20 protein-coding genes are annotated in these 22,904 nt (G+C 40.8%); 1 reads left to right on the forward strand and 19 read right to left on the reverse strand.

The window, feature by feature from the left end; genetic code table 11:
- From cmk to PE36_RS15640, 8 genes are all read right to left on the reverse strand, one after another.
- A partial coding sequence (cmk, locus tag PE36_RS15605) for a (d)CMP kinase (RefSeq protein WP_043994618.1) occupies positions 1–661 on the reverse strand: 661 nt, incomplete at its 3' end.
- A gap of 198 nt (positions 662–859) precedes the next feature.
- Positions 860–2,143, reverse strand: a complete 1,284-nt coding sequence (gene aroA, locus PE36_RS15610) for a 3-phosphoshikimate 1-carboxyvinyltransferase (RefSeq protein WP_006033005.1) — start codon at positions 2,141–2,143, stop codon at positions 860–862.
- A 55-nt stretch (positions 2,144–2,198) separates the two neighbouring features.
- A complete protein-coding gene (gene hisC / locus PE36_RS15615) occupies positions 2,199–3,311 on the reverse strand; it encodes a histidinol-phosphate transaminase (RefSeq protein WP_006033006.1) in 1,113 nt (370 codons plus the stop codon).
- A 9-nt stretch (positions 3,312–3,320) separates the two neighbouring features.
- Entirely contained in the window at positions 3,321–4,418 is a 1,098-nt protein-coding gene (gene serC / locus PE36_RS15620; protein ID WP_006033007.1) for a 3-phosphoserine/phosphohydroxythreonine transaminase, read from the reverse strand.
- Positions 4,419–4,680: 262 nt separating this feature from the next.
- Entirely contained in the window at positions 4,681–4,950 is a 270-nt protein-coding gene (locus PE36_RS15625; RefSeq protein ID WP_006033008.1) for a hypothetical protein, read from the reverse strand.
- A 93-nt stretch (positions 4,951–5,043) separates the two neighbouring features.
- Positions 5,044–6,456 carry a bifunctional ADP-dependent NAD(P)H-hydrate dehydratase/NAD(P)H-hydrate epimerase gene (locus PE36_RS15630; RefSeq protein ID WP_006033009.1) on the reverse strand — a complete coding sequence of 471 codons (1,413 nt, stop codon included), beginning with the start codon at positions 6,454–6,456 and terminating at the stop codon, positions 5,044–5,046.
- Between the two features lie 46 nt (positions 6,457–6,502).
- Positions 6,503–7,366 (reverse strand): DMT family transporter, encoded by an 864-nt coding sequence (locus PE36_RS15635; RefSeq protein ID WP_006033010.1) that lies wholly within the window; start codon positions 7,364–7,366, stop codon positions 6,503–6,505.
- Between the two features lie 122 nt (positions 7,367–7,488).
- Positions 7,489–7,842 (reverse strand): hypothetical protein, encoded by a 354-nt coding sequence (locus PE36_RS15640; RefSeq protein WP_006033011.1) that lies wholly within the window; start codon positions 7,840–7,842, stop codon positions 7,489–7,491.
- A 101-nt stretch (positions 7,843–7,943) separates the two neighbouring features.
- On the opposite strand from PE36_RS15640, the gene PE36_RS15645 reads away from it, so the two are divergent.
- On the forward strand, positions 7,944–8,435 hold the full coding sequence (locus PE36_RS15645; RefSeq protein ID WP_006033012.1) for a peptidylprolyl isomerase: 492 nt from the start codon (positions 7,944–7,946) through the stop codon (positions 8,433–8,435).
- A 93-nt stretch (positions 8,436–8,528) separates the two neighbouring features.
- On the opposite strand, the gene PE36_RS15650 is transcribed toward PE36_RS15645, so the two are convergent.
- The 11 genes from PE36_RS15650 to PE36_RS15700 form a co-directional block, all read right to left on the reverse strand.
- On the reverse strand, positions 8,529–9,329 hold the full coding sequence (locus tag PE36_RS15650) for a PhzF family phenazine biosynthesis protein (protein ID WP_043994621.1): 801 nt from the start codon (positions 9,327–9,329) through the stop codon (positions 8,529–8,531).
- Between the two features lie 14 nt (positions 9,330–9,343).
- A complete protein-coding gene (locus PE36_RS15655; protein ID WP_006033014.1) occupies positions 9,344–9,823 on the reverse strand; it encodes an HAD family hydrolase in 480 nt (159 codons plus the stop codon).
- 45 nt (positions 9,824–9,868) lie between these two features.
- On the reverse strand, positions 9,869–10,513 hold the full coding sequence (locus PE36_RS15660) for a class I SAM-dependent methyltransferase (RefSeq protein ID WP_006033015.1): 645 nt from the start codon (positions 10,511–10,513) through the stop codon (positions 9,869–9,871).
- A gap of 32 nt (positions 10,514–10,545) precedes the next feature.
- Positions 10,546–10,737 carry a hypothetical protein gene (locus tag PE36_RS24600; RefSeq protein WP_006033016.1) on the reverse strand — a complete coding sequence of 64 codons (192 nt, stop codon included), beginning with the start codon at positions 10,735–10,737 and terminating at the stop codon, positions 10,546–10,548.
- Positions 10,738–11,167: 430 nt separating this feature from the next.
- On the reverse strand, positions 11,168–11,794 hold the full coding sequence (locus tag PE36_RS15670) for a LysE family translocator (protein WP_006033017.1): 627 nt from the start codon (positions 11,792–11,794) through the stop codon (positions 11,168–11,170).
- A gap of 87 nt (positions 11,795–11,881) precedes the next feature.
- On the reverse strand, positions 11,882–12,616 hold the full coding sequence (locus PE36_RS15675; RefSeq protein WP_006033018.1) for a PhzF family phenazine biosynthesis protein: 735 nt from the start codon (positions 12,614–12,616) through the stop codon (positions 11,882–11,884).
- 242 nt (positions 12,617–12,858) lie between these two features.
- Positions 12,859–13,887: a S66 peptidase family protein gene (locus PE36_RS15680; RefSeq protein ID WP_006033019.1), complete on the reverse strand. Its 1,029-nt coding sequence runs from the start codon at positions 13,885–13,887 to the stop codon at positions 12,859–12,861.
- 114 nt (positions 13,888–14,001) lie between these two features.
- The gene (locus PE36_RS15685; protein ID WP_006033020.1) at positions 14,002–14,376 is read right to left on the reverse strand and encodes a cupin domain-containing protein; all 375 of its coding nucleotides are present in this window, start codon (positions 14,374–14,376) and stop codon (positions 14,002–14,004) included.
- Between the two features lie 357 nt (positions 14,377–14,733).
- Positions 14,734–19,281: a SpvB/TcaC N-terminal domain-containing protein gene (locus PE36_RS15690; RefSeq protein WP_006033021.1), complete on the reverse strand. Its 4,548-nt coding sequence runs from the start codon at positions 19,279–19,281 to the stop codon at positions 14,734–14,736.
- Positions 19,282–19,332: 51 nt separating this feature from the next.
- On the reverse strand, positions 19,333–19,539 hold the full coding sequence (locus tag PE36_RS15695; RefSeq protein WP_043994622.1) for a hypothetical protein: 207 nt from the start codon (positions 19,537–19,539) through the stop codon (positions 19,333–19,335).
- Positions 19,540–19,902: 363 nt separating this feature from the next.
- Positions 19,903–22,806, reverse strand: coding sequence for an RHS repeat-associated core domain-containing protein (locus tag PE36_RS15700; RefSeq protein ID WP_006033022.1), 2,904 nt, complete (start codon positions 22,804–22,806; stop codon positions 19,903–19,905).
- Positions 22,807–22,904 lie beyond the last annotated feature (98 nt).

A 22,904-nucleotide genomic window follows, 5' to 3' on the forward strand; every position in this document is an offset into this window, starting at 1 on the left:
TCTGCAAAGCCAACACACTAGCAACTACGTCCTCAATCGACATAGATGTCGAATCGATAACAAGTGCATCATCTGCAGGCTTTAATGGCGCGACCAAGCGGTTGCGATCTTGATGATCACGTTTCTCGATCTCTCCCAGAAGGGCTGACATGCTAACATCGAAGCCTTTGTCTTGCAACTGATTAAAGCGGCGAATGGCTCTTTCTTCAGCAGATGCATCTAAAAATATTTTTACGTTGGCGTCAGTGAATACAACAGTACCCATATCACGGCCGTCTGCAATTAAACCAGGTGCAACACGGAAATCTCGTTGACGTTGTAACAATGCCTCACGTACCGCAGGATAAACGGCTGTTCGAGAGGCTGCAAAGCCCGCTTCTTCTGTCCGAATTTCACGTGATACGTTCTCGCCTTCAAGGATCACTTGTAAGCCGTTATCAGTGGGCTCAAAACGTACATCCAAGTTTGCAGCAAGTATAGTTAAAGCAGGTTCGTTATCTAACTCAACATTATGGTGCAGCGCAGCTAATGCTAATACACGATAAATTGCGCCACTATCAAGTATATGCCAACCTAGCTTAGCCGCAAGTAATTGGCATAATGTGCCTTTACCTGAACCACTAGGTCCGTCAACCGTAATAATCGGTGCTATTGCTGTCATAAATTCTCCAAACTCAATATCTAACATACAACTTTAAATTGTGCTGTATGGATCTGGTCGCGATTATAACGGATCTTCATAAAGATAGTATGGAATAATAACCGTAAATAAAAAAAAGCGAGGTATTACCTTATCAGTAATACCTCGCTATTTAAGATTGATACTGTCGTCACTGCATCAAATATAGTGTATTTCGACTTATGCTTGAACTAAACCGGTAAAGCGTTCGAAATAATCGGGGAAGGTTTTTGAGGTACAACCAGGATCATTAATCGTTACTGGTGTATCACTTAATGCTACTAGTGAGAAACACATTGCCATACGGTGATCGTTATAAGTATCAATGGTAGCGTGAACTAACTGTGCAGGTGGGGTGATTTTAATGTAATCATGACCCTCTTCTACTTCAGCGCCGACTTTACGTAATTCAGTCGCCATCGCCGCTAAACGGTCAGTTTCTTTCACGCGCCAATTGTATACATTACGAATAACCGTTGTACCTTTTGCAAACAATGCGGTTGTCGCGATTGTCATCGCCGCATCCGGAATATGGTTCATATCCATATCAACGGCTGTTAATTCACCCACTTCAGCTTCGATATAACTATCAGCCCAAGTGATTTTACCGCCCATTGCTTCAATCACATCTGCAAACTGGATATCACCTTGGATTGATTTTTTACCAATACCCGTTACCCGGATCTTACCACCTTTAATTGCCGCAGCAGCAAGGAAATAAGACGCGGAAGACGCATCACCTTCAACTAAAAAGTCACCAGCAGCTTGATAGGTTTGCTTACCTTTAATGGTAAAGGTCTGATAATTATCATGCGTTACCGTCACACCAAACTGCTGCATAATGTGAAGCGTGATCTCAATATACGGTTTAGATACAAGCTCACCAACGATCTCAATCGTCGTATCATTGTCAGCCAAAGGTGCAGCCATTAAGAATGCAGTCAAGAACTGGCTAGAGACACTGCCATCAATCTTAATATTACCGCCTTTCAAGCCAGTACCTTTAATTAGCACTGGTGGGTAATCTTCATTTTTCAAGTAAGTAACATCCGCACCCGCTTGGCGTAGGCTATCAACCAAGCTACCAATTGGACGCTCTTCCATACGCGGTTCGCCAGTTAATTCAAACTCACCTTCGCTCAGGCATAATGCCGCACATAAAGGACGCATTGCTGTACCAGCGTTACCTAAAAATAATTCCAGTTTTTCATTTACAGAAAATGCACGACCTAAACCAGTGACGGTACAAATTGTTTTACATGCAGACAGATCATACTGCACACCTAATTTTGTCAGTGCGTTTAACATATGACGAATATCATCACTGTCTAATAGATTCGTTAAACGTGTCGTGCCTTTAGCAAGTGCAGCAAGTAATAATGCACGATTTGAAACACTTTTAGAGCCAGGTAAGTTAATAGTGCCTGATACTTTACCAATTGGTTGTAATGTTAATTTTTCCATAAATTTATTCACTTAATTTTTAATTAATACAACAAATAGTCGCTAGCGTTACTTGCTATGCGGCTAACTCAGCCAGCACTGTCAGTAGCGCCTGCATAAACGTTTCATTTTCCAGCTCGGTTCCTATGCTCACACGTAGGTGCTTGGTTAAACCATAACCCGCAACAGGACGAACAATCACACCCTTGTGTAATAAAGCTTGATACACAACGGTCGGATCTTGAGCTAGTTCCATGGTAATGAAATTACCTTTAGATGGAATATAACCTATACCTTGGTCACTGAAAAATGTTTCTAATACTGCGCGCTGCTGATTATTTAACGCCACACTTGCGGTTAAGAAATCATGGTCAGACAATGCTGCTTGTGCCGCTGCTAACGCAAAGCTGTTACAGTTAAACGGCTGGCGAACACGGTTTAATATATCGGCGATATCTGGACCTGACATGCTATAACCAACACGTAAACCAGCAAGGCCATAAGCTTTAGAGAAAGTACGTGTGATGATTAGATTTGAAAACTCAGTTAACCACGTAATAGACGGCGCTTGTAACTCTTTATCAACATATTCAAAATACGCTTCATCTAATACCACAATCACGTTTTCTGGCACTTTATTTAAAAATGCATATAACGTTTCTGCGGTTAAAAACGTACCCGTTGGATTGTTCGGATTGGCAATAAAGATAAGACGCGTACGTTCTGTAATAGCAGCCAACATAGCGGCTAGATCATGTCCCCAGTCTTTCGCTGGAACCGCAATACCTGTCGCGCCAATCGCTTGTGTCACTAAGGGATAGACCACAAATGCGTGCTCAGCAAAAATAACTTCGTGCTCTGCCGTCACAAAGCTGCGAGCGATAAGTTCCAGTACGTCATTAGAACCATTGCCCAACGTAAATTGTGCTGGCGCAAGATCGTATTTATCTGCCAGTGCTTGCTTTAAGTAGAAGCCATTCGCATCTGGATAACGGGTGATACCCGATAGTTCTTTCTCTAGCGCTGCTTTAACTAATTCACCAACACCCAATGGATTCTCATTCGATGCTAATTTAACAATATCTGTTAATCCTAGTTCACGCTCTAATTCATCAGTCGGTTTTCCCGCTTGATAAGGGTGTAAACCTTGTACCCCTGTATTTGCTAAAGCAAAAAAATCACAACTCATAATAAATCCTTATAGTCCGCGCTGTTGACGTTCAAATTTTTCCATAAAACCAATAAGTGCTTTAACACCTTCGATTGGCATCGCGTTATAAATACTTGCGCGCATACCTCCGACAATACGGTGACCTTTTAATGCCATTAAATTCGCATCTAGAGATTGCTGTAAGAACGCAGTATCCAAATCACTTGATGCTAATGTAAACGGTACATTCATTTTTGAGCGGTTAACCGTCGCGACATTATTGCCATAAAAATCACTGCTATCAATATAACCATAAAGTAGCTTGGCTTTTTCTGCGTTAATTTCTTCGATAGCAGATAGGCCGCCTTGAGCTTTTAACCACTTGAACACAAGCCCAGCTAAATACCAAGAATAGGTCGGCGGTGTATTAAACATTGAGTCATTTTCAGCCATCAATTTATAGTTAAAGATTGATGGGGTTTCTTGTTTGGCTTTGTCGAGCAGGTCATCACGTACAATCACCACACCCAAACCAGATGGGCCGATGTTCTTTTGCGCACCCGCATAAATGATACCGAACTTGCTAATATCTAATGGTTTAGAAAGGATGTTTGATGACATATCAGCAACAAGCGGGATATCACCTGTGTCAGGGATATCATTAATCTCGATACCTTCGATAGTTTCATTCGGGCAGTAGTGTACGTAAGCCGTGTTTTTGCTTGATACTTGCCATTGTGATGCAGGTTTAACGGCAACAATACCATCGGTACTTGGCATTAGAATGTTGGATTCATTAACCTGACAGTATTTCTTACCTTCAACAACCGCTGATTTTGACCATTGGCCTGTTAATAAGTAATCGGCTTGGGTTTTATCACCAAGGATATTCAGTGGCACAGCAGCAAACTGACCACGACCACCGCCTTGGGAAAAAATAACTTTGTAATTATCAGGGATCGCTAATAGATCACGTAAGTCTTGTTCTGCTGCTGTAGCGACGGCCATGTAGTCTTTACTACGATGGCTGAGTTCCATCACCGATACACCAGTATTATTCCAATTAATAAATTCTTTTTGGGCTTGTTCCATCACTGCATGTGGCAACATTGCGGGACCAGCGCAAAAGTTATAAGTCTGACTCATATCCATAATCCTTGTTAACAAAGCAGCTTAAACGCTTTAAACCCTTATTGAGTGACTATCTAATGTAAGCCATTAATGTTGTTTTTTAAAGTCTTTATTTTAATGTAAATAAATCGCGGTTGATGCAACGCTTGCTTGGTATGCAAGCCAAAAAAACTGACTGAGTAGGTCGTGTCTCAGGGGGCGTTGAGTTACGTCAATGCTTTAACGAAACTCAATATTATAGGAAGCGTGCGTGAGTGGGTATAATAATATTTTTAGGTTACTTTACCGTCTTCTTAGGTAACGCTGAATTTGCGAAAAAAAGGATAATTGTGCCAATTGCCATTGATAACATCGCCAATCCAAACTTAGCGTCACTTCCCATACCAGTGATGAGCAAAAACAAACCGATGACAATAAGTGATGAACCAGTGAACATTGCAGCTCGCGGATGAGTACTGACAAAACCAATCTGTTTAGCCGATTTCTTTGAACCCAGATGTTTATGTGAATGCTTTGCTGCTTTACGCTTTTGCTTTCTTACTGACATAACATGCTCCAAACGCTGATAAATTTCGTATGCTATCAATTACTTAAATTAATGATTATTTAAGATAGCGATTATTTAAAATAGTAATGGTCTTTACAGTACTTTTACCCCCTCGATAACATCCATCGGTGTTAAAGAGTAATTATTTTTTGGATAGTTTGTTGCTGACATACAGTGCGCTAAACTTGCTGTGATCGTCGCATTAACAGCACTGACCCCTTGTGCTAACAGTGCTGCAATCAATCCCGTTAACACATCTCCAGTTCCACCTTTACTTAAAGCATTGCTTCCCAAGGGATTGATGTAGATAATATTATTATAGGTGATAAGTGAGTTCGCGCCTTTTAACAACAGCACAGTTTGGGGATAATTTACGGCAAAGAGTCTTACATACTTGAATCTATTATTTTGCAGTTCTGCTACGGTTATTTCTGCTAGTTTGGTCAGTTTCAACAGAGAACAAAACTCTTTAGGGTGTGGCGTTAACACCACATTCTCACTATTTAGGACAGTGAGAACAATATCGTTATGAAACAAATCTGCATCAACAACTTTTGCTATATCCCTGTTTAAGATCTGTTTCACTTGTGCTTTTCTATCATGATCATGACCAAGCCCCATACCGATAGCGACCGCAGTACAGTTTTCTGGCAGGACAGACTTTTGCATAATATGATACGGTACATTGACCTCTTGCTCCGTAATCACAGAAACCAAACCAGCACCAAATGCAAAGGCGGCCTCCGCGGCAATGATACCCGCCCCTGTTTTATTACCGACAATGACGCTTAAATGGCCAAATGATCCTTTGTGCGAGTTTTGTTTTATTCGTAATGGTAGTTTTATATCAGAGGAGTCTAAAAGAAAGGTATTGGTGGCCGTTTCATAAATACTGCGGTGCACGCCTAAGTCACTGACGATAATTTTACCCGTATAATCTTTCGCAACGTCACTGTAAAGTGGCGTTTTTAACGCACCCATAGTGATGGTTATGTTAGCGCAAAAACCGACGGTAGTTACTTGGCCCTGCTTGTTTATTCCCGACGGAATATCACAAGCAATTTTATGTCCAGGCCGAGAATTTAGTCGTGTGATCAGACGTTGTGACTCGTCATCCAGATCTCTGCTTAATCCAGAGCCAAAAAGGCAATCGACAATGACATCGGGTCCGTGTTCAACTGATAACTCAGATAAGGAATCGATAATATTGACGCCTAGCAGGTTAGCTCTTTTATATTGCAGTTTGGCCATCGCCGATTTCACGTGATACGGCACAAGTATGCTTACATCGTATTGTGAATATAAAAGTCTGGCAAGCGCGATGCCATCGGCGCCATTATTGCCTGCGCCACAGACGATTAGTATCGTCTCATTATTTGAAAACATACCGCGTATATATTGCATCATCGACGCAGCGGCATGCTCCATCAGTAAATCTTCACTTAACCCAAACTTATCAACACATCGCTTATCTAAAGCGCTCACGTCATCAAATACCTTTTGCATTCTATTACTCCATCATTGAGCGTCTTTAGTCAAGTATGCTTTATGATCAGCCTGCTTGCTTTGGTTTTAATGATCTTAGATTAAGGCTACCAAACACGTTAATTAACGCACCCAGAATAATTAAACTACCGCCAATCCAAGTCCACAGAGAAGGTACTTCACTAAACAATAACCAACCGAATATAATTGAGAACACCACTTGCACATAAGAATACGCCGTTGCTTTGCTCGCCACTTCTGTTTGCATGGCTTTGGTTAACCCCACCTGCCCTATTTGAGTGAAAATACCAATAAAGATCAACAATACAAACGCTTCTATATTAGGCACAACAAAATCATCACCGAGTAAGATTAATGATAGCGGTAATGCCACAAGTGGAAAATAAAATATAATCACAGAGCTATCTTCAGTACCACTAAGACGTTTAACAATCACATAAGCAATCGCACTCCCCAACGCGCCCAACAGTGCAACGACAACGCTGAATAAAGGTAACTCAGCTGTCCCAGAGAATGTCAGGCTTGGGCTAACAATAAGTAATAATCCAACGATGCAAAACAGAATGCAGATAATAGTCGAGCGTTGAATACGTTCTTTAAGAAAAATTAAGGCAAGTATAGCCGTAAATACCGGATGTAAATATTGTAAAATAGTGGCTTCGGCTAAAGGTAAAGTCGTCACTGCGAAATACACACAGATGAGGGCTAATGAACCGACAGCACCGCGCGCCATAAGTAGTTTTTTATTATGGCCCCAAACGGATATGCGTTTACGACGTACGTCCACATAGCTAATAATCAATGACACCATCGCTCTTGCTGCGACAATTTCAAAAACCGGAATACCATAAGTACTGACTAATTTAACCAAGCTCGTCATGATCGCAAAAGCCAATGCAGACATCAGCATAAACCTTACACTAACAGGGATATTATTTATAAATTGAATAGGCATAGAATGTGATTAACTTCAAATGATTAGGATCGTGATTCTATAAAACTAATCATCTAAATGAAAGCAGTTTCAAATAGTTATCTAGCTGTATTAATCTTATCAATGCTATTAATCTTATTAATGTAAGCGCACCATAGCTCAGAATTACGTGGTGGTACGCTTGGGTCACCCCGAATACCTAACTTAAATTCAATAACAGAGCGCCATTCTGACGAACCTAAATCGGGTCCGTGCCCTTGCCCATCACCTGTCATCCATTGGCTTTCTATTTTAGTGAACCATTTATTTGAACAAGTTTGCGCCTTAACACTTGTTTTCAGTACTGGATCCAGATTGTTATCATCTCGACCACCCGCACTATTTTCACTCACAGAACAAGCAACCACCACAACTGAAAACAAGGCTATCGTAATTAACTTAACAACTTTCATTATAATAAACTCCCTCATCACCACTACAGTTTAGCGTTATGTTTGCGTATACTGCAGCGATTAAATTAATACCAACACTAATACAAAGATGGTGCAACACAATGATTATTTTTACCACGAACTTAGGTGACATCGAAATTGAACTGAATATGGAGAAAGCGCCTGTCACGTCAAAGAACTTTCTACGCTATTGCAAAGACGGTTTTTATGAAGGCACTATTTTTCATCGAGTGATTAAAGACTTCATGATCCAAGGTGGTGGTTTTACTGAAAATATGCAAGAGAAGAAGACTCGCCCAGCCATTGCTAACGAAGCTAATCGAGGCCTTAAAAATGTGATTGGTTCAATTGCAATGGCACGTACAGATTCGCCACACTCTGCAACAGCGCAATTCTTTATTAACTTAGATGACAATGCGTTTCTTGATCATACAGCGACGACAAACGCTGGCTGGGGCTACACGGCCTTTGGTACTGTTACCGCGGGCATAGATGTAGTTAACATGATTGCATGTTCTAGAACAGCCACAGTAAAAGGTCACGAAGATGTACCAAGTGAAACCATTATAATTAAAAAAGTAGTCATCAAATAATGTATGCGGATGCCGTAACTTAATTATGGCATCCTTTCGTTATCACAACATTCGCAATTCGGTCTCAGTGCTAACATTTTGACGTCCTTCAATTTATACATGTATAACACCTTCAATGACAGTTATCGCACTGCCAGTCAGTTTAACCTTTTTGTTTGGCATTAATTCAACACCAACAAAACCGCCTCGTTTAGATGCTTGAAAACCTTTTAATGCCACTTTATTTAATTTTTCAGCCCAATATACAGCTAAAGCACAATGTGCCGAGCCCGTGACGGGATCTTCATTGATACCAACCCAAGGAGCAAAATGCCGAGACACAAAATCCACATGGCTGAAATCCGACTTGGCTGTAACAACGACACCACGCCCTTCCAATTCGTTCAAGCCATCAAAGTTAGGCGATAATGACCGCAATATTTCTTCATTTCTAATTTCGATTAGATACTTAGGTCCAAATTGCACATAAGAAACGACATCAGACAATTTAAGACCGAGCAATTCTAGCAGTACTGTATTAACCAGAGTATCAAACTCAAGTTCAGCCGTTGGAAACAACATGTCAATATCATGTTCACCAACAGTCACCTCTAACGGCCCTGATAATGTTTCAAAAACAATACCCTCACCAATAGCAACTAACCCTTTTTGCTTTAGGATATGTGCCATGGCAAGTGTCCCATGACCACAAAGGTTAACCTCTACCTCAGGTGTAAACCACCTTAGGTTAAAATCATTCAATGACAAAAATGCGGTTTCAGATACAGCTATTTCAGCTGCAATAGAAAACATCAATGATTCATCAAGTGGATGTTCCGTTATACATACGCCTGCAGGATTACCCGTGAAAGCTTCATTTGTAAATGAGTCAACTTGATATATTTCTAACTTCATCATTTCTCCTTAACTCATAAATCACACAATTCACTGAGATGCTGGATTTGTTGATAATCTCCACTCACCTCTGCCCGTGAGGCATCTGGGGTATACCAAATCGCATTCAACCCGGCCTCAACCGCAGGCTCTATATCGCGATGTAATATATCACCGACCATGGTAACTTCGCTTGCGTCAACACCAAGCGCTTCGACCACCGCTTGATAATAAGCAGCTGTTCCCTTGCCAATACCTAAGTTTGATTGGCAAAAGAATTCCAATATGTACCCTGCAAGTCCAACTCGTTCAAATGCAGCTTTAATATCGTCTTCACTTGAGTCTGCAGCGCCAGTCGCCACATAAAGTTTACAGCCCTGTTGTGACAATAAAGCCAAGGTATCATGCGCCCCGTTTATCGCTTCAACGTGTTCCCAATCACACATTTTACCTTTCATGTCTGGGGGATTAACCATTAAGGTTCCACCCCAATCAAACAGATAAATCTTAGCCATTAGGCACTCCTTTGCGTTTAACCGTTCCATACGATAGAGGATATATTAGGCTTTACATACAATAACATGCACAAGTTTATCGACACTCTCACCAGTATTACTTAAGCCACGTTCAGTAAATTTATGGACACTTTCAATTTTAAAACCAACTTCGCGTAAAAGATGACAAGCACTAGAGTCATCATACAGTTCAAAACCATATTTCACGAAAGGAAGGTTTTTCATAAAATCTCGGTTTCCGAAAGCAATACAAAAAGTGCCAGAAGGCTTCAATACTCGTCGGATTTCAGAAAGATGTTCATAAGGTTTTTCCCAAAAATATATGGTGTGTACCGTAAACACCTTGTCAAAATAACCCGCTTCGAAAGGAAGTGCCCGTGAGTCACCACACTCAAATTTAGCAATCCCTTTTCTAACCTGAGTGTCATTAAGCCTATTAGCCTCGGCAACGAGCGCTGTTGAAATATCGATTCCCACATAATTAATGCCTTTGGCTTCTTGCAAAATTTCTTGTACGAATGCTCCATTACCGGGTCCAATTTCTAGCACCACGTTTTCGTCATTTAATTCTAATAGGTTTATACATTCTCGATTAAGATTATAGTTGGCTTTATTCATACTAATACCAACTTCAAGCGCTTTATCTCCGCTCGGACATCGAAGTTGAGATGCTAAATGTTCGGGTTCCATATTGATCTCCTTTAAAAGCCATCAGCCAACGTTTATGCTCGCTTTACCGCAATCACAGAGAGAGTATGCCAATGCTTGATTTTTCCTATGGCTGTTCGTCCTTTCTCATCACGTTCGTGAAATTCTATAATGTCAAACTCGTCAAACAAATTTAAAACTTGCTGTTTGTTCATGGGGTTTGTTGCACTACGATACCCAGCAGCCCAGCTATCATTCACCCCCATAAAATCACCAGCAAACACACCATCTTGGGCTAAACTGGATGATATTTATCCATGTGTTTTGAAACTCGCTAGGCTCGGCAAAATAAAGACTCGAATGAGCCAAAACCAGAAACTTGATAACCTAAATCACTCAGGTAATAAATATCACTTCCTGTCCCACAGCCACAACCCGTTACTGTTTTATAATTAGATGTGTTTAGCTTAACCGCGGATTCAGTGCTTGGTTTATGTTTACGCGTTAACGCCTTTTCGTAATATTGACGCCAAACATCTGCATTTTTTCCATGAAACTACTTATTTACTCTTGCTTAAGGCCATTATCATGATTCAAAGATCATAAAGTAATCGACTACTCAATGGACATAAGAAATAGGGTTGAATCATTACTGTCTAATCTGTAATTCAAGGTTTGTCCTTATGATACTTACTGTTATTTTTGTGTAAGAATCATTGAACTGAAATATATCATAGCAGTGCCCGAGAGCCTTTGAACCCAATTGCCCATTTTGGTATTTTTAGCCGATGATTTTATTTTATCTATTGCTAAGGTTACGCCGACAAACCACATAAATATGATGCTGGCATGAATTGATACTAACGAAAATGCATTGAAATACGAGAAGTTGTCAGGAGATATGAATTGAGGAAAGGCCGCCAAGTAAAACATCGACACTTTAGGATTTAGGATTTGAGTGATGAACCCTTCATTAAAATAGCCAACTCCGTTCTTCTTCGCGTTAATTTTTTTATTCGTGTCAGTATCACTACTCGTTGTTTTATAAGAGCTAATAATTGCTTTTACACCAATATAAAACAAGTACCCTGCACCGAGTATTTTAATGATGAAAAACAACTCCGCAGATTGCATCAATAATGCAGAAAAACCAAAAATGGAAAGCGCACCGTGAAAGAAGGTTGCGGTCGTTAATCCAAAAATATTCAGAAAGGAAGCACGCGGCCCCTGCGATGATGCCGTTTTTAAAATCAATACACCATTTGGGCCTGGTGATACAACTAAAAGTAACGCAATTAAGCTAAAAGCTAATATGTCATTCACTATTATTTACTCCTTTTTAGTGACTACAAAAATATTCCTTCAGTTATCAATATAACCTTACCGTATTTACCACCATACTCAATCCCCTTAAGCCTTCCTTTTCATCGCTTGAGCAGATAAGCGTATCGTGCTTTCATCTTTAAAACTTACTTCAAAGACGCCACCAGCAGAAGACAATTGACGCACTTTCAAGTTATGAGCGCTAAGTTTACTAAACCAAAACGGTGCTAGAGAGCACTGAGCAGAACCCGTTGCTAAGTCTTCAGGTATGCCGATACGAGGCGCAAAATATCTTAGCACATACTCGTAACTATCACTTTGAGCCGTTACGATTAGTGCGTGGTAATCGGCAAACTTTTCAAACCATGCATGATTTGGGATAAAGTCACGGACTGCTTGCTCTGACTCTACAACTAAAACCAAATCTCTTGTCGCATAAACCTCAATTGGATCGATATTTAGCTCTTGGTAATCTATCCCGTGATGAATGAACTCAGGAGTCCACGCAGGAAGTTCCATTTGATAAAAACTATCCTGTTGGGTTATCTCAATATCACCATACTGACTTTGTAATAAAACCCTTTCCTCACCTGTCTTTTCTAAAATTGCAGCCGCAGCACCCAGACTTCCGTGACCACATAGGTTTATTTCAGCCGTGTTTGAAAACCACCGGATTGAATAACCAAGAGCGTTTTCAACGATAAAAGACGTGACAGGTTGAGATAGGCTTCGAGTAATATTTAGTAGCTTTGAACTATCTAACCACTCATCGAGAAAAACGACGCCACATGGGTTACCTAAAGCTTGCTCACCGCAGAACACATCGTAAATATATTTCTTGATATGAATATCTCCTAAAGTAAGATCATTTTATTTGTTGCTGCAATATACTTCCGTATCACCTCATTGAATATAAATAACATCGAGTGACACTACCAACAAATAAGTAACAATGCCATTTATTGAGCGCACAAGTATTTCGCCTTTAGATAAGTTCTGATATTGCAAATTACCAACGCTCGTTGATGATACTTATTGTTCTCTATCAGTAAAATAGCAACTCATCACTTTAAGTATTGATGCAATATTCCAGTCTCATTTAGTTCAACCTTTACGATTGCGCCATTGATTAATGTTAAGTTTGGTGGAACATGACCTATATCCAGGTCTATCATCACTGGAATCCCTATATCCATCAGGTATTTTTCCAATACCTCATAGTAGCTAAGGCTCTGATCACTTTTCGGTACAGCAGCTGCACTTCGACCGAGCAGCAACCCGCTGATACATGAGAACACGCCCCTAAACTTCATGTTTAAAATTGTTCTGGCTAGCTCAGTTGGTGACATTTCAGCATTTTCTAGATATAAGACGATCCCCTCAGAGTAACGCTGCGATAGTCCTTTTAGATCTAAATACTCAGTTTCAAATAGATGAGACAGTGTATCCCAACACCCGCCAATTAATCTTCCCTCTATTGATGAACCAAATTCAGGTTTTACCAACCACTTCCAGTTAGTTGGGGTATCAGGCATGATTCCAGAGGTTGGTTCTGTGACTATATCTGGCCAGCTACTCGCATATAATTTCGATTCAGTTTGCGAAAAAGATCCACCTATAGAAGTACTTAAATGCATAAGTGTATTAGCTGTTAAGGGATCATTAGCTTCGCTGGTTAAATCCATCAAATTTGAACAGTGTCCGGTAGCCCAGCTCAGTTTACTCGTGAAAACGGCAGCTATCGTACTCACGTCGGAAAATCCTAAGATCCATTTTGGCCGTACGGTTTGAAGTTTGGCAAAGTCTATAAGCGGAAGGAGTTCAATCGCTAACTGCCCGCCCCAGGGAGGGTAGATAGCGTCAATCTCGTCATCCATAAGAAATGACATCAGCTCATCCGCACGTTTCTGTGCCGGTGCGCTTACGTGTTTTCTTTGCCCGTATAGACATTTACCTACAACCACATTAAAACCTCTAGATTCAAGGTTCTCTCGCACAACTCTAAACCTGGCGTCATGTTTTTTTTCAATGCCTGATGAAAACGCAGTAATAGCGATAGTGCTACCTTGTTGTAGTGGTTTAGGATATTTCATTAACACTCCCCGTAAATTTAGCCTTTAATCACAGTAAACATAAAAGCACTAAAATACAACACCTTACCAGAAACTATTCCATCAAATACAGAGCAAAGAACAAGCTCCAATGTATCACCCTGAGGTAACAGCTTGACTTGGGAACGATATTTCCAAAACCAAACATTCTTGTTCACAAATAAACGGCCCATGAACTTCTCCGGGAGGACGACTTGCATAATCCCCTGCTTCTAACCAAATACCAAAAGCCACATCAAAAAGCCGACCAGATACTATGAATATTTCTTCCGGATAATCATGAGACTTACCACCAAACATTGAAGTATCAGCGCCCGCTTTGAATCGAGTTAAACGTGTGTAATCTCCTGTGACTTCATCCATCGATAAAGTTAATTGCTCAAGCTCACCGTTTGTATCCGCAATGACACTCCACTGGCTTTTATTCGCCGCAGCTAACGTATTCCAATACTGAATTGTACTTTTACTCATGACTATCCTTGTTCTATTTAACGCTTTAATTATCAAAGTTAAACATAACATTAGCTCTAACTTATTGATAGTAAATAACTATTGTTATCACGCTTAGAACATTATAAATTCACTTTTAGCATGACATCTAAATAAGACATATTAGCTTAGGTGTTTCCCCTACCATTCAACAAGTACAGTGATGTGGTTTAATTCTATAGGACACCTCTAAAAGCATTTAAGTATAATGTCAATTAGAAGTGATATTATTCCGTTAACCTTACCGAATCACATGAAATGTAAGCCTATTACTTACATAATAGGCTTACATTTATCATCCAAAAGAAGGAACTATTCGTTAAGTCAGGTGACATCGCATTACCGACCTAATGAGTGCCCACTATCTAAGTAAGTATCGTTTTCATCCTCACTGACAACAAACCAAGGAGTTACTGTCGAACGACGTAAAAACCCTTTGGCCGTAATTACCTGATATTCACGCCCTAAAGGATCATAACAGTGAGTATCACTGTACAAATCACCTCTTGCACTGTCATCACTCACATAGTTCCAATCATTCAAGAAGTAAGGTTGATAGCTCCGTATTGGCAATCCTTTACTGTTATATTCAGTTCGTCCGGAAACCGCCCAACGAAACTCACTGGGTTTAACTGTAGGTGTTTTACCTTCGACCACCTCCAAACTACCATCATCCTGACGTACCCATGAATCCCCGTTTTCAAAACGTACTGCCGTTTGTAATGACCGACCAAACCCATCACTCATTTGTATCGTCTGGCGCAACTGCTGCTCTGGATCCTTATCATAACGGTCCGTCACCACGCCCAAACCATGAGGTGGTATACGCGGTGTTTGTGAAAATAGGTCAGATAACGTATTTTGTAACGATTCTTGGATATCGTTTCTTTCTATCCAACGACGATAAGCTAAAGCACAAACGTAACAATCTTCAGTGACAGCATTCGCATCACGCAACGCTGACCACGTCATACTATCACCAACCTCCTTCAACTGCGCATCTGTAACTCTGTACATCCAACTGTCCGGAATACTTACCTGAAAACTTGCTACAGGGATCCCGGGAACGAGTATTAATGCCGTATCAATGCTAGTTGGCACCTCAAAGTCTTTACTAGAGTAACCAGTTTTAACACCATTCTCCGTTCCTGAGAAGCGAGCTGACGTCACTCGTCCCAATGCATCAAATGTCGCATAGTGATTATTATTTTGAGTGTCATTTATTTCATATGGTGCAAGAAAACGATAATCATATTTAGCATTAACAGTGAGTCCAATCGCATCGGTGACTTTCGTTACAGCACAATAATGTGCATCCCACGTAATTTCCGTCTTGCCTGTAAGTAATGAACTTTGTTGGTTTTTGACTCGGTAGAATTGATCAACATCATGATACTCAGTATAACCTCGGCGTGCAGCCCATACTGTGTGTTCCTGATGCTGAGAGTCTGCACCTGTATCCGTAGAAAAAGATGGGACTACAACAGGTATATAACCGGCGTCTTCTAACGTTTTATTCAAATCATCCAGATCTAATTTGTCCTTAAACACAGTTAAATCTTGTTCCGTTAACTCTGCCGTTTCAATATAGGCAACAAAGGGTGGAAAAGTCGCATTTTCAATACCTTGTTCCATCGGTAAATATTGTGTGCGCTGATGACCTGAATAACTTGTATCACTAGATGTAATTAATGAAAAACTGCCACCATTATCAAGAAAATCTTCTAAATCAAAATCTTTTGCTATAGCTTGCTCATATTCCCACACATCACTTCGAGCAATATCCGGGACACCTAATATAAATTCATGAATATCAGTAAAATGATGTACCGATTGACGCTGACGAGTGAGTCTAAGCATCTGTTGTTGCTCATCACAGCTACTGTTAAATTGATTTTCTGTAATACTCGTTGGATATAAACTTTGGTCTGCACTAGCACGACGCGGATAAGCAATACTCACACTATCTATCGGTATCCCCCAGGCATCACTCGCGAGTAAAATTTGTTGGCTGCATTGTGGATCATTTTTTATTCGTTCATACAGATAGCTACGGCTTTCAATTTCACTCACCCAAGCAAAAGGTTCGTCAGTAGCGGCACCCTCAATCATTCTAACTTGAATACGATGATCAGATACAGAATACGGTGACTTAGTTGTACCATCTTCACCATATACTTCATTACGTAGCAATTGACCTTTAAGTGCACGTTGTAACCAATAAGTTTGCTGATCCGTCAGCAATATCTCATTATCAATACCAGTCGTGTCATCAAATTCAGTATATCTATGCGTGAATATTGGGTACGCGTCACTGTCTTCGTTCCAATATTCCAAGTGAAATTGCTTATCAATGTCCTCAATGCCCGTAGCAAACCAACTCACTTCACGTGCAGGATGCTGTGTTGGCATCTCACCTCCGACTCCTTGAGCAAACGTATCGGTATCTGTCTGCGTTACCCGACCAAATCCTCTGAATTCTCGCTCTTTACCATCCCAACAACCATGCGCATATTGCTGTCGGCTGGTCAATTTATTACAGGTAATCTCATCCAACACTTCGGTACGCCATAATAAATGAATCGAAAATGGCAGGTGGCTACTCAGTGTGTTACCGCTCTCTTTGGCCTTTTTCTTATCGTCTAGCCAAAATTGAGCTGAACTGCGATAAAACAGTGATGTTTCTTTCCCCATATTATTATTGACTGTATTCAGCAACCAGGGCTTATCTGTTGCGAAATCAAGACGCCAATGGCGAGGTTCCATATGCGGTACTGTCAGTATGCAACTCGAAACCCCTAACCCTTGCGTATCCGCTATCTGCAATTGACAGGTATTATCAAATATCACGCCGTCCGGAAGAGCAATTGTAACCGACTCGCTAAACTTATTGCCGCTATTGTTAATAAACAATTCAAGGCGAGTGCTGTGCGCATAAATAATATCCGTTGTACCAGAACCATCAATATCCGCTAAATAAACCTGTTCAGGATTAAACATGTCAGTCTCAGGACTAAATCCTGGCAGCTTAACTGGTTGACCAAAATGGCCATTACCTAAATTAGGCCAGCATGTTACCTCTGTGGCAGAAATATCAGCCAAATGCTGTTGACCTGAACCTAATAAGTCAGCAAAAACCACCAGCCGTCTTTCATCTCGGCCCCAAATAGGTAATGTGATACCCGCTAATTGTTCAACAATATGACTCTGAGCCCAGCCAGTTCTCTCATTCGCATAAAGCCGTACACTGCGTGGCCCAATCATAACCAAATCAGCAAGCCCTGAACCAGTTAAATCAGCCAATTGTGCCTGAGGATGAAAGTATTCAGTAGGAAGTGTTGATAACGGAATAAACGATGACCACTGCCCATCCGATGCCATGCTATGAAAACCATTCACACCCGCAGAGGTTATTAACCAATCTAGCTTACCATCACCATTAAAATCGAGTAAAGAAGCACTACCTTGCAAGGCGGGGATCTGGGGTAAACATGTCATTACATCATAATCGACTGCATTAGCGTCACCGTCACCGCGAATTGGCGCTCGGTACCACCACGCATCAGGACCATCTTGATAAAGGATCCCAGGTAACCCTTCGCCATATAGATCAACCAATTGATATGGCTGGTATTGATTTAACTTTTTCAGTTGAGGCATTTCTTCCCAAGCCCCACTCGGTATATCATGAGCATGATCTCGATCTAACCGTTGATAATCCAACTCTAAAGGAGGTAATTGAGCGGGCTTCTTGCCGTTTTCATGGGCTAACTGACGGGCAGACGTCAATGTACTGGCTCTGCTATTCAGATCGTAAGTTAATATAAGACGCGATACCAAAGCAGGTACTTCATCAGCCAAGCTGACGTTAACCGAACCAGCAGATAATGCTTGCAAACGATGATACATGAGTACTTGTTGACACAAACGACGCGTTCGGATCTCAAAGCCGTATTCAAAACGAGAAAAGCAATCCGGCCGAACCATCCAGTTTGTTGCATTAGGATAAAATTCAGGCACATCATTAATGCTGCTGGAACTCGCCCCATAATCGAACACTAAATGAAACAACCACTGATCATCATCAGGTGCCGCACTCAACGAAAAAAATGCTGGCGATGAAGTTATATTTCCATAATTAACCTGTTTTAAATATCGTTGTGCACTGCTTGAAGACAGCTTATCAATTTCAACCTGATCACAGCCATTATCATCTTCTTCTTTATATTGATAATAAATATGTTCACCGCTAGGCGTTACACTTTCTTCCAGTAACCATTGAGCGATCTGTTCTGGTTTATCTGGATTCGCCACACGAGCCTGACTATTTTTACCAAACAAATGCACTTCGCCATTTGCAGTATATAATACCCAAAATGGTTGACATGGGCTCTCGTCAACTGCTTTATTATCTGCGTTATTACTTGTTGATTTTGGCTCCCAGTATTCCAACTGACTAAAATCACCTATAATACGCGGTTGATAACGAGAGACTTGCCAATCACTCCCCAAGTCACTTCCCTGTAATACATTTTTCACTTCTTGAATTGGCACCTTGTTATTTACAACCGCATTTAACACTTCCCCAGATGGGCCTAAGAAAGTGTCTTCTCCTGCGTAATTAGGCACTCCTTTTGATGTCCTGAGGCTGATTGACATCGTGCCACATTGCCAACCAATACCAAAATGGCTATTACCACCACTACTACTGTAAGATAAACCCAGCGCAGGTGCGTTACCACGTCCAGCTGAAATTGGCAGCGGTATCGATAACGACGCCATCCCTGTAGGACCACCCGCGGTCAGTGTTTCACCCATACCATTGATAGTGCCCCCTCCTTTCGGTAGTGACGGCGTTTGTAACTGAACCTTATCTGTGCTTTGCATAAATACTCCATATAGGCTCAAATAGAGCTTAACTGAAAAATGAATATATAATTAATGGATAGTAGAATTGATGGGCAGACTAACGTTACTTAATGTCTTTAATAACTCATGTTGTTTGAATAGTGAGTCTGCATTAGGAGAAATGAGCGTAAATGTTGAATTAATATCCAATCCTGCAAATGATAAATCAGGGCGACGATTATTAAGCGGGTCCGCATGGTTGGTTCGTTTTCGTTGATTCGAGATACTCGATCTCATAGATTATCCCTACTATTTAAAACACACTTTATCCTGAAGTTAAAGTATATTTCACACAAAAAAACATGTGGAATAATTAATATTATTCTGCTTATTCAAATGGTTAATATAGTAATTATGTTTGTTTATGTCTATTGAAAATAATAAAAATGGACGTCATGCATAAAAATACCAAGAACATCCTGCTACTATCACAGCAGCAAGATAATATGCTAGTGATGAGGGATTGATAGCAGCATTATGATCTCTATCGTGTATAGCTCCGCATTTATACGCCCATTCAGCTATGCTCAAATTCCTTTGCTGTCAGCATGACATTATTTGCATCAGGATCACGCAAAAGGCGAACATAATGAGATAAGACTATGCCCTATGCTGTAAATTATGTTGATTTACCGTTTCCATATTCTGATCGGTGGAAGAGGCTTTATGATTACCGACGTAATCTCCCGATAATATCCCAGGGTTATACCCTTCACCAGCTTTAGATTTCACGTTATCGGAAACATGTCTATGACTAAATTTTGCAAGCCTTCTTAATCCTGTAAACGATCTGAATGTCATAAACATTTTCAATTGAGGAGGGAGGCAAGCAGGAAGGTTCATTTGAGAAATCAATAGTCTCCTTGTCGTATTTCCCATACTCATGTTTTTTTGCAAAAAAGAACCTAATTTTTTACGTAGTGGGGTCTTACCCCATCCTCCATAGGTATTATCCTCATAATTCCATATAAATGAATCATCCTGAGTACCTTTCGCATGATGCGCGAGAATAATGAGGTTTTTTCCTGCTGAAACAGAATTATTCGGGGTCACATCCGCTAATCGACTGTTGTGGCTATCCCTTTCAACAATGCTACCAGCGTGTGACGTAATCACACTCGACATAAAACGTTTAATATCATGCTTTCCATTCGTATTTTTATCAAAATGAAATTTGAAAATAAAAATATTATTCTTGTCTGCCACTGCTGCATCTAATAGCTCATGAATTTGAGGTAACGCGTCTGATGGACTTGTAAATCCTTTTATGGCGCCCATCAACTTTTTTTCTCCATGATAAAAGTGCCAATCATTCTTTGTGTTCGATCTCACTCTAAGATCGAAATACTGAACCCCCGCATTTTTCTGCTCTATTAAATTACTGTTTTGACAAACACTGATCCCCTTCAAAAAATCTATATCGTGCGTTCCTGAATCGTGACTACCCAGCATAGCTATATCCTTTAGACTGGTATTAGGCTTCATATTTCCAAAAGCAGTCGGTGTCGTAGCTAAGCCAGAAGGATCATACATAGTAATAGGGTTGTTCCTTACCATGCAATATAGATTCGGTCCATCTACCGTCCAACCTGGATCTGGATTTAACCACCGTCCCATCCATGGCATATAATAGCGATGACCATAATAATACAGTCCGGTCATATCCCGCTCTTTGCCCGAATAACGCACGTATTTATACTTAGCTTCAGTGTCATTTTTTGCACTCCAAAGTGCCGTACCACCAAATGGATAATATTCTTCCAGTGTCAAAATATCAGCATTCTCATCAAGCTCTAAGTTACTGCTGCCAAGGTGATTATCTAAGCTGTATCTAAGCTGGTGATCCTTCATATTTTCGGGTTTATTTTTACCTTCAGGCCAATACAATTCCCGTACTTTATTACGCCCAGTGTTCATTAGCGTAACAAGGTGCAGCTCTTCCGTTAACTTACCATTGTTTCGCTTCATTCTCAGCTCTAATCCTGGGAGATAAATCACCTCAGACTCATTGATGTTATCTGACAGGTATTTACGAATACGCGATCCCTGTCCCGAGTACTGGTAAACTTCGTTTTGGTTGCCCGTAACCGCCACCAGCTTCAACTGGTCATGCCGTCCCCAAACTAGGTTTTTACTCTGTTCTAGCTTCATTAAATTGCCGTGTGCATCAAAGTAGCTATCCACCTTATCTTCTGCTATTGGATTTACACTACGTTGCTGCACTGCACGATTACTCTTATCTGATACCACCATATCTAATGTATAAGTATTAGTACCATTATGTGTTACGGTATAAAGGTTACCCCCACGATCATAACTGTAACTTCGGGTATAACGCGTATATTGTGACTTATCGCCGATTGGCAAAGCGGATGGCAAAGACCCATTTTGAGATAAATGCGTGCTATTCTCACGTCCCGTCGCCGTAATTAGTTGATAAATCGCGTCGTAGGTGTAAGCCTGTTTCGACGTCACTCGCTGATTTTTATAAAACCGTGTTGCCTGTGCACTGTCATTAACCGAAACAATATTTCCTACCGGATCATAGGTATAATTCAAGTTTTGCAACAGGGTATTTCGCCGGTTTTTTTCAGGCCTTGTTGTCAGCACCTGCATTAAACGCCAATCTTGTTTATCATATTCATAAGTCGTGACGACGCCATTCCCTGCCGTTTCTGACATCACCTGACCATTCGCAGTGTAGTGTATCGCTGATAATACGTGCTGTGTAGCACGCCCCGACGCTTGATAGTATGTGGCGGTTAGTAAACCCGCGACATCATACTGGCTATATTGAACATTATCGTTGGCATCCTTCTGACTAAGGGCCGTACCCAAGGCATCATATATCCATGCAGTTGAATACGTATTGTTATCCAGTAATTCGCTCCACGCCTCTGCATCATTACCCTGCCAATCACTGTCGATATATTTATCATTCAGTAAGTTACGTTGCTGGTTCAACGGCTGACCAGTTAGGCTAATACTGGTTACCTCTGTCAGACCACCTTGATCATAATGACAAAGCAATTGGCCATTTAGGTTTTTATCTGAATCTCCGAGGCCTGCATATACAAAACGCTCACAAATTTGTTCCGTCATACCATTCGCTTCCGAGCGTTCATGTATCGCCACAGAACGATGTAAGGTGTCATCGTACTCATAACGGCGCGTCGTACCACGCGAATCCCACTCCAGACAAGGTGCGCCCGTAATATCCGTAAGCTCAATCCGCGAACCGGCATCCACACTGTCGATACAAAGCAGCTGTCCAGCCAGACTTTGGGTTTGAGTCTGGTTTACTCTCCCACTATCAAATAATCTCGGATCTGCCGACGTTTTAGGTTGGCCAATGGCATTATAGACCGAACGGGTAATAAGCGTATCTAAGGCTTCACCTGCGACTTTACGATTAAACTGTACAGAACGAATAGGGAGGCCGCGATTATCCATTACGGCTACCGTTGGTGTCCCTTTAAAAACATTTAGATCAGCAGATACCATTTATACCTCTCCATGGTGTAAAACGCCTCAAACATAAGCGTTATAATAATTATTATTGTGAAAAAAGCTATTTTATACAAAATTATAGATGCTTAACC

This window comes from Moritella sp. PE36 (assembly GCF_000170855.1).
Classification (GTDB): domain Bacteria; phylum Pseudomonadota; class Gammaproteobacteria; order Enterobacterales; family Moritellaceae; genus Moritella.

What these genes read in the sequence shown, in the direction of transcription:
- serC (WP_006033007.1), bottom strand. Translation starts at nt 4,418, where the DNA reads ATGAGTCAGACTTATAACTTTTGCGCTGGTCCCGCAATGTTGCCACAT.
- PE36_RS15680 (WP_006033019.1), bottom strand. Translation starts at nt 13,887, where the DNA reads ATGAAATATCCTAAACCACTACAACAAGGTAGCACTATCGCTATTACT.
- PE36_RS15635 (WP_006033010.1), bottom strand. Translation starts at nt 7,366, where the DNA reads ATGCTGATGTCTGCATTGGCTTTTGCGATCATGACGAGCTTGGTTAAA.
- aroA (WP_006033005.1), bottom strand. Translation starts at nt 2,143, where the DNA reads ATGGAAAAATTAACATTACAACCAATTGGTAAAGTATCAGGCACTATT.
- PE36_RS15625 (WP_006033008.1), bottom strand. Translation starts at nt 4,950, where the DNA reads ATGTCAGTAAGAAAGCAAAAGCGTAAAGCAGCAAAGCATTCACATAAA.
- PE36_RS15690 (WP_006033021.1), bottom strand. Translation starts at nt 19,281, where the DNA reads ATGCAAAGCACAGATAAGGTTCAGTTACAAACGCCGTCACTACCGAAA.
- hisC (WP_006033006.1), bottom strand. Translation starts at nt 3,311, where the DNA reads ATGAGTTGTGATTTTTTTGCTTTAGCAAATACAGGGGTACAAGGTTTA.
- PE36_RS15645 (WP_006033012.1), top strand. Translation starts at nt 7,944, where the DNA reads ATGATTATTTTTACCACGAACTTAGGTGACATCGAAATTGAACTGAAT.
- PE36_RS15695 (WP_043994622.1), bottom strand. Translation starts at nt 19,539, where the DNA reads ATGAGATCGAGTATCTCGAATCAACGAAAACGAACCAACCATGCGGAC.
- PE36_RS15700 (WP_006033022.1), bottom strand. Translation starts at nt 22,806, where the DNA reads ATGGTATCTGCTGATCTAAATGTTTTTAAAGGGACACCAACGGTAGCC.
- PE36_RS15650 (WP_043994621.1), bottom strand. Translation starts at nt 9,329, where the DNA reads ATGAAGTTAGAAATATATCAAGTTGACTCATTTACAAATGAAGCTTTC.
- PE36_RS15655 (WP_006033014.1), bottom strand. Translation starts at nt 9,823, where the DNA reads ATGGCTAAGATTTATCTGTTTGATTGGGGTGGAACCTTAATGGTTAAT.
- PE36_RS15640 (WP_006033011.1), bottom strand. Translation starts at nt 7,842, where the DNA reads ATGAAAGTTGTTAAGTTAATTACGATAGCCTTGTTTTCAGTTGTGGTG.
- PE36_RS15685 (WP_006033020.1), bottom strand. Translation starts at nt 14,376, where the DNA reads ATGAGTAAAAGTACAATTCAGTATTGGAATACGTTAGCTGCGGCGAAT.
- PE36_RS15630 (WP_006033009.1), bottom strand. Translation starts at nt 6,456, where the DNA reads ATGCAAAAGGTATTTGATGACGTGAGCGCTTTAGATAAGCGATGTGTT.
- PE36_RS24600 (WP_006033016.1), bottom strand. Translation starts at nt 10,737, where the DNA reads ATGGGGGTGAATGATAGCTGGGCTGCTGGGTATCGTAGTGCAACAAAC.
- PE36_RS15660 (WP_006033015.1), bottom strand. Translation starts at nt 10,513, where the DNA reads ATGGAACCCGAACATTTAGCATCTCAACTTCGATGTCCGAGCGGAGAT.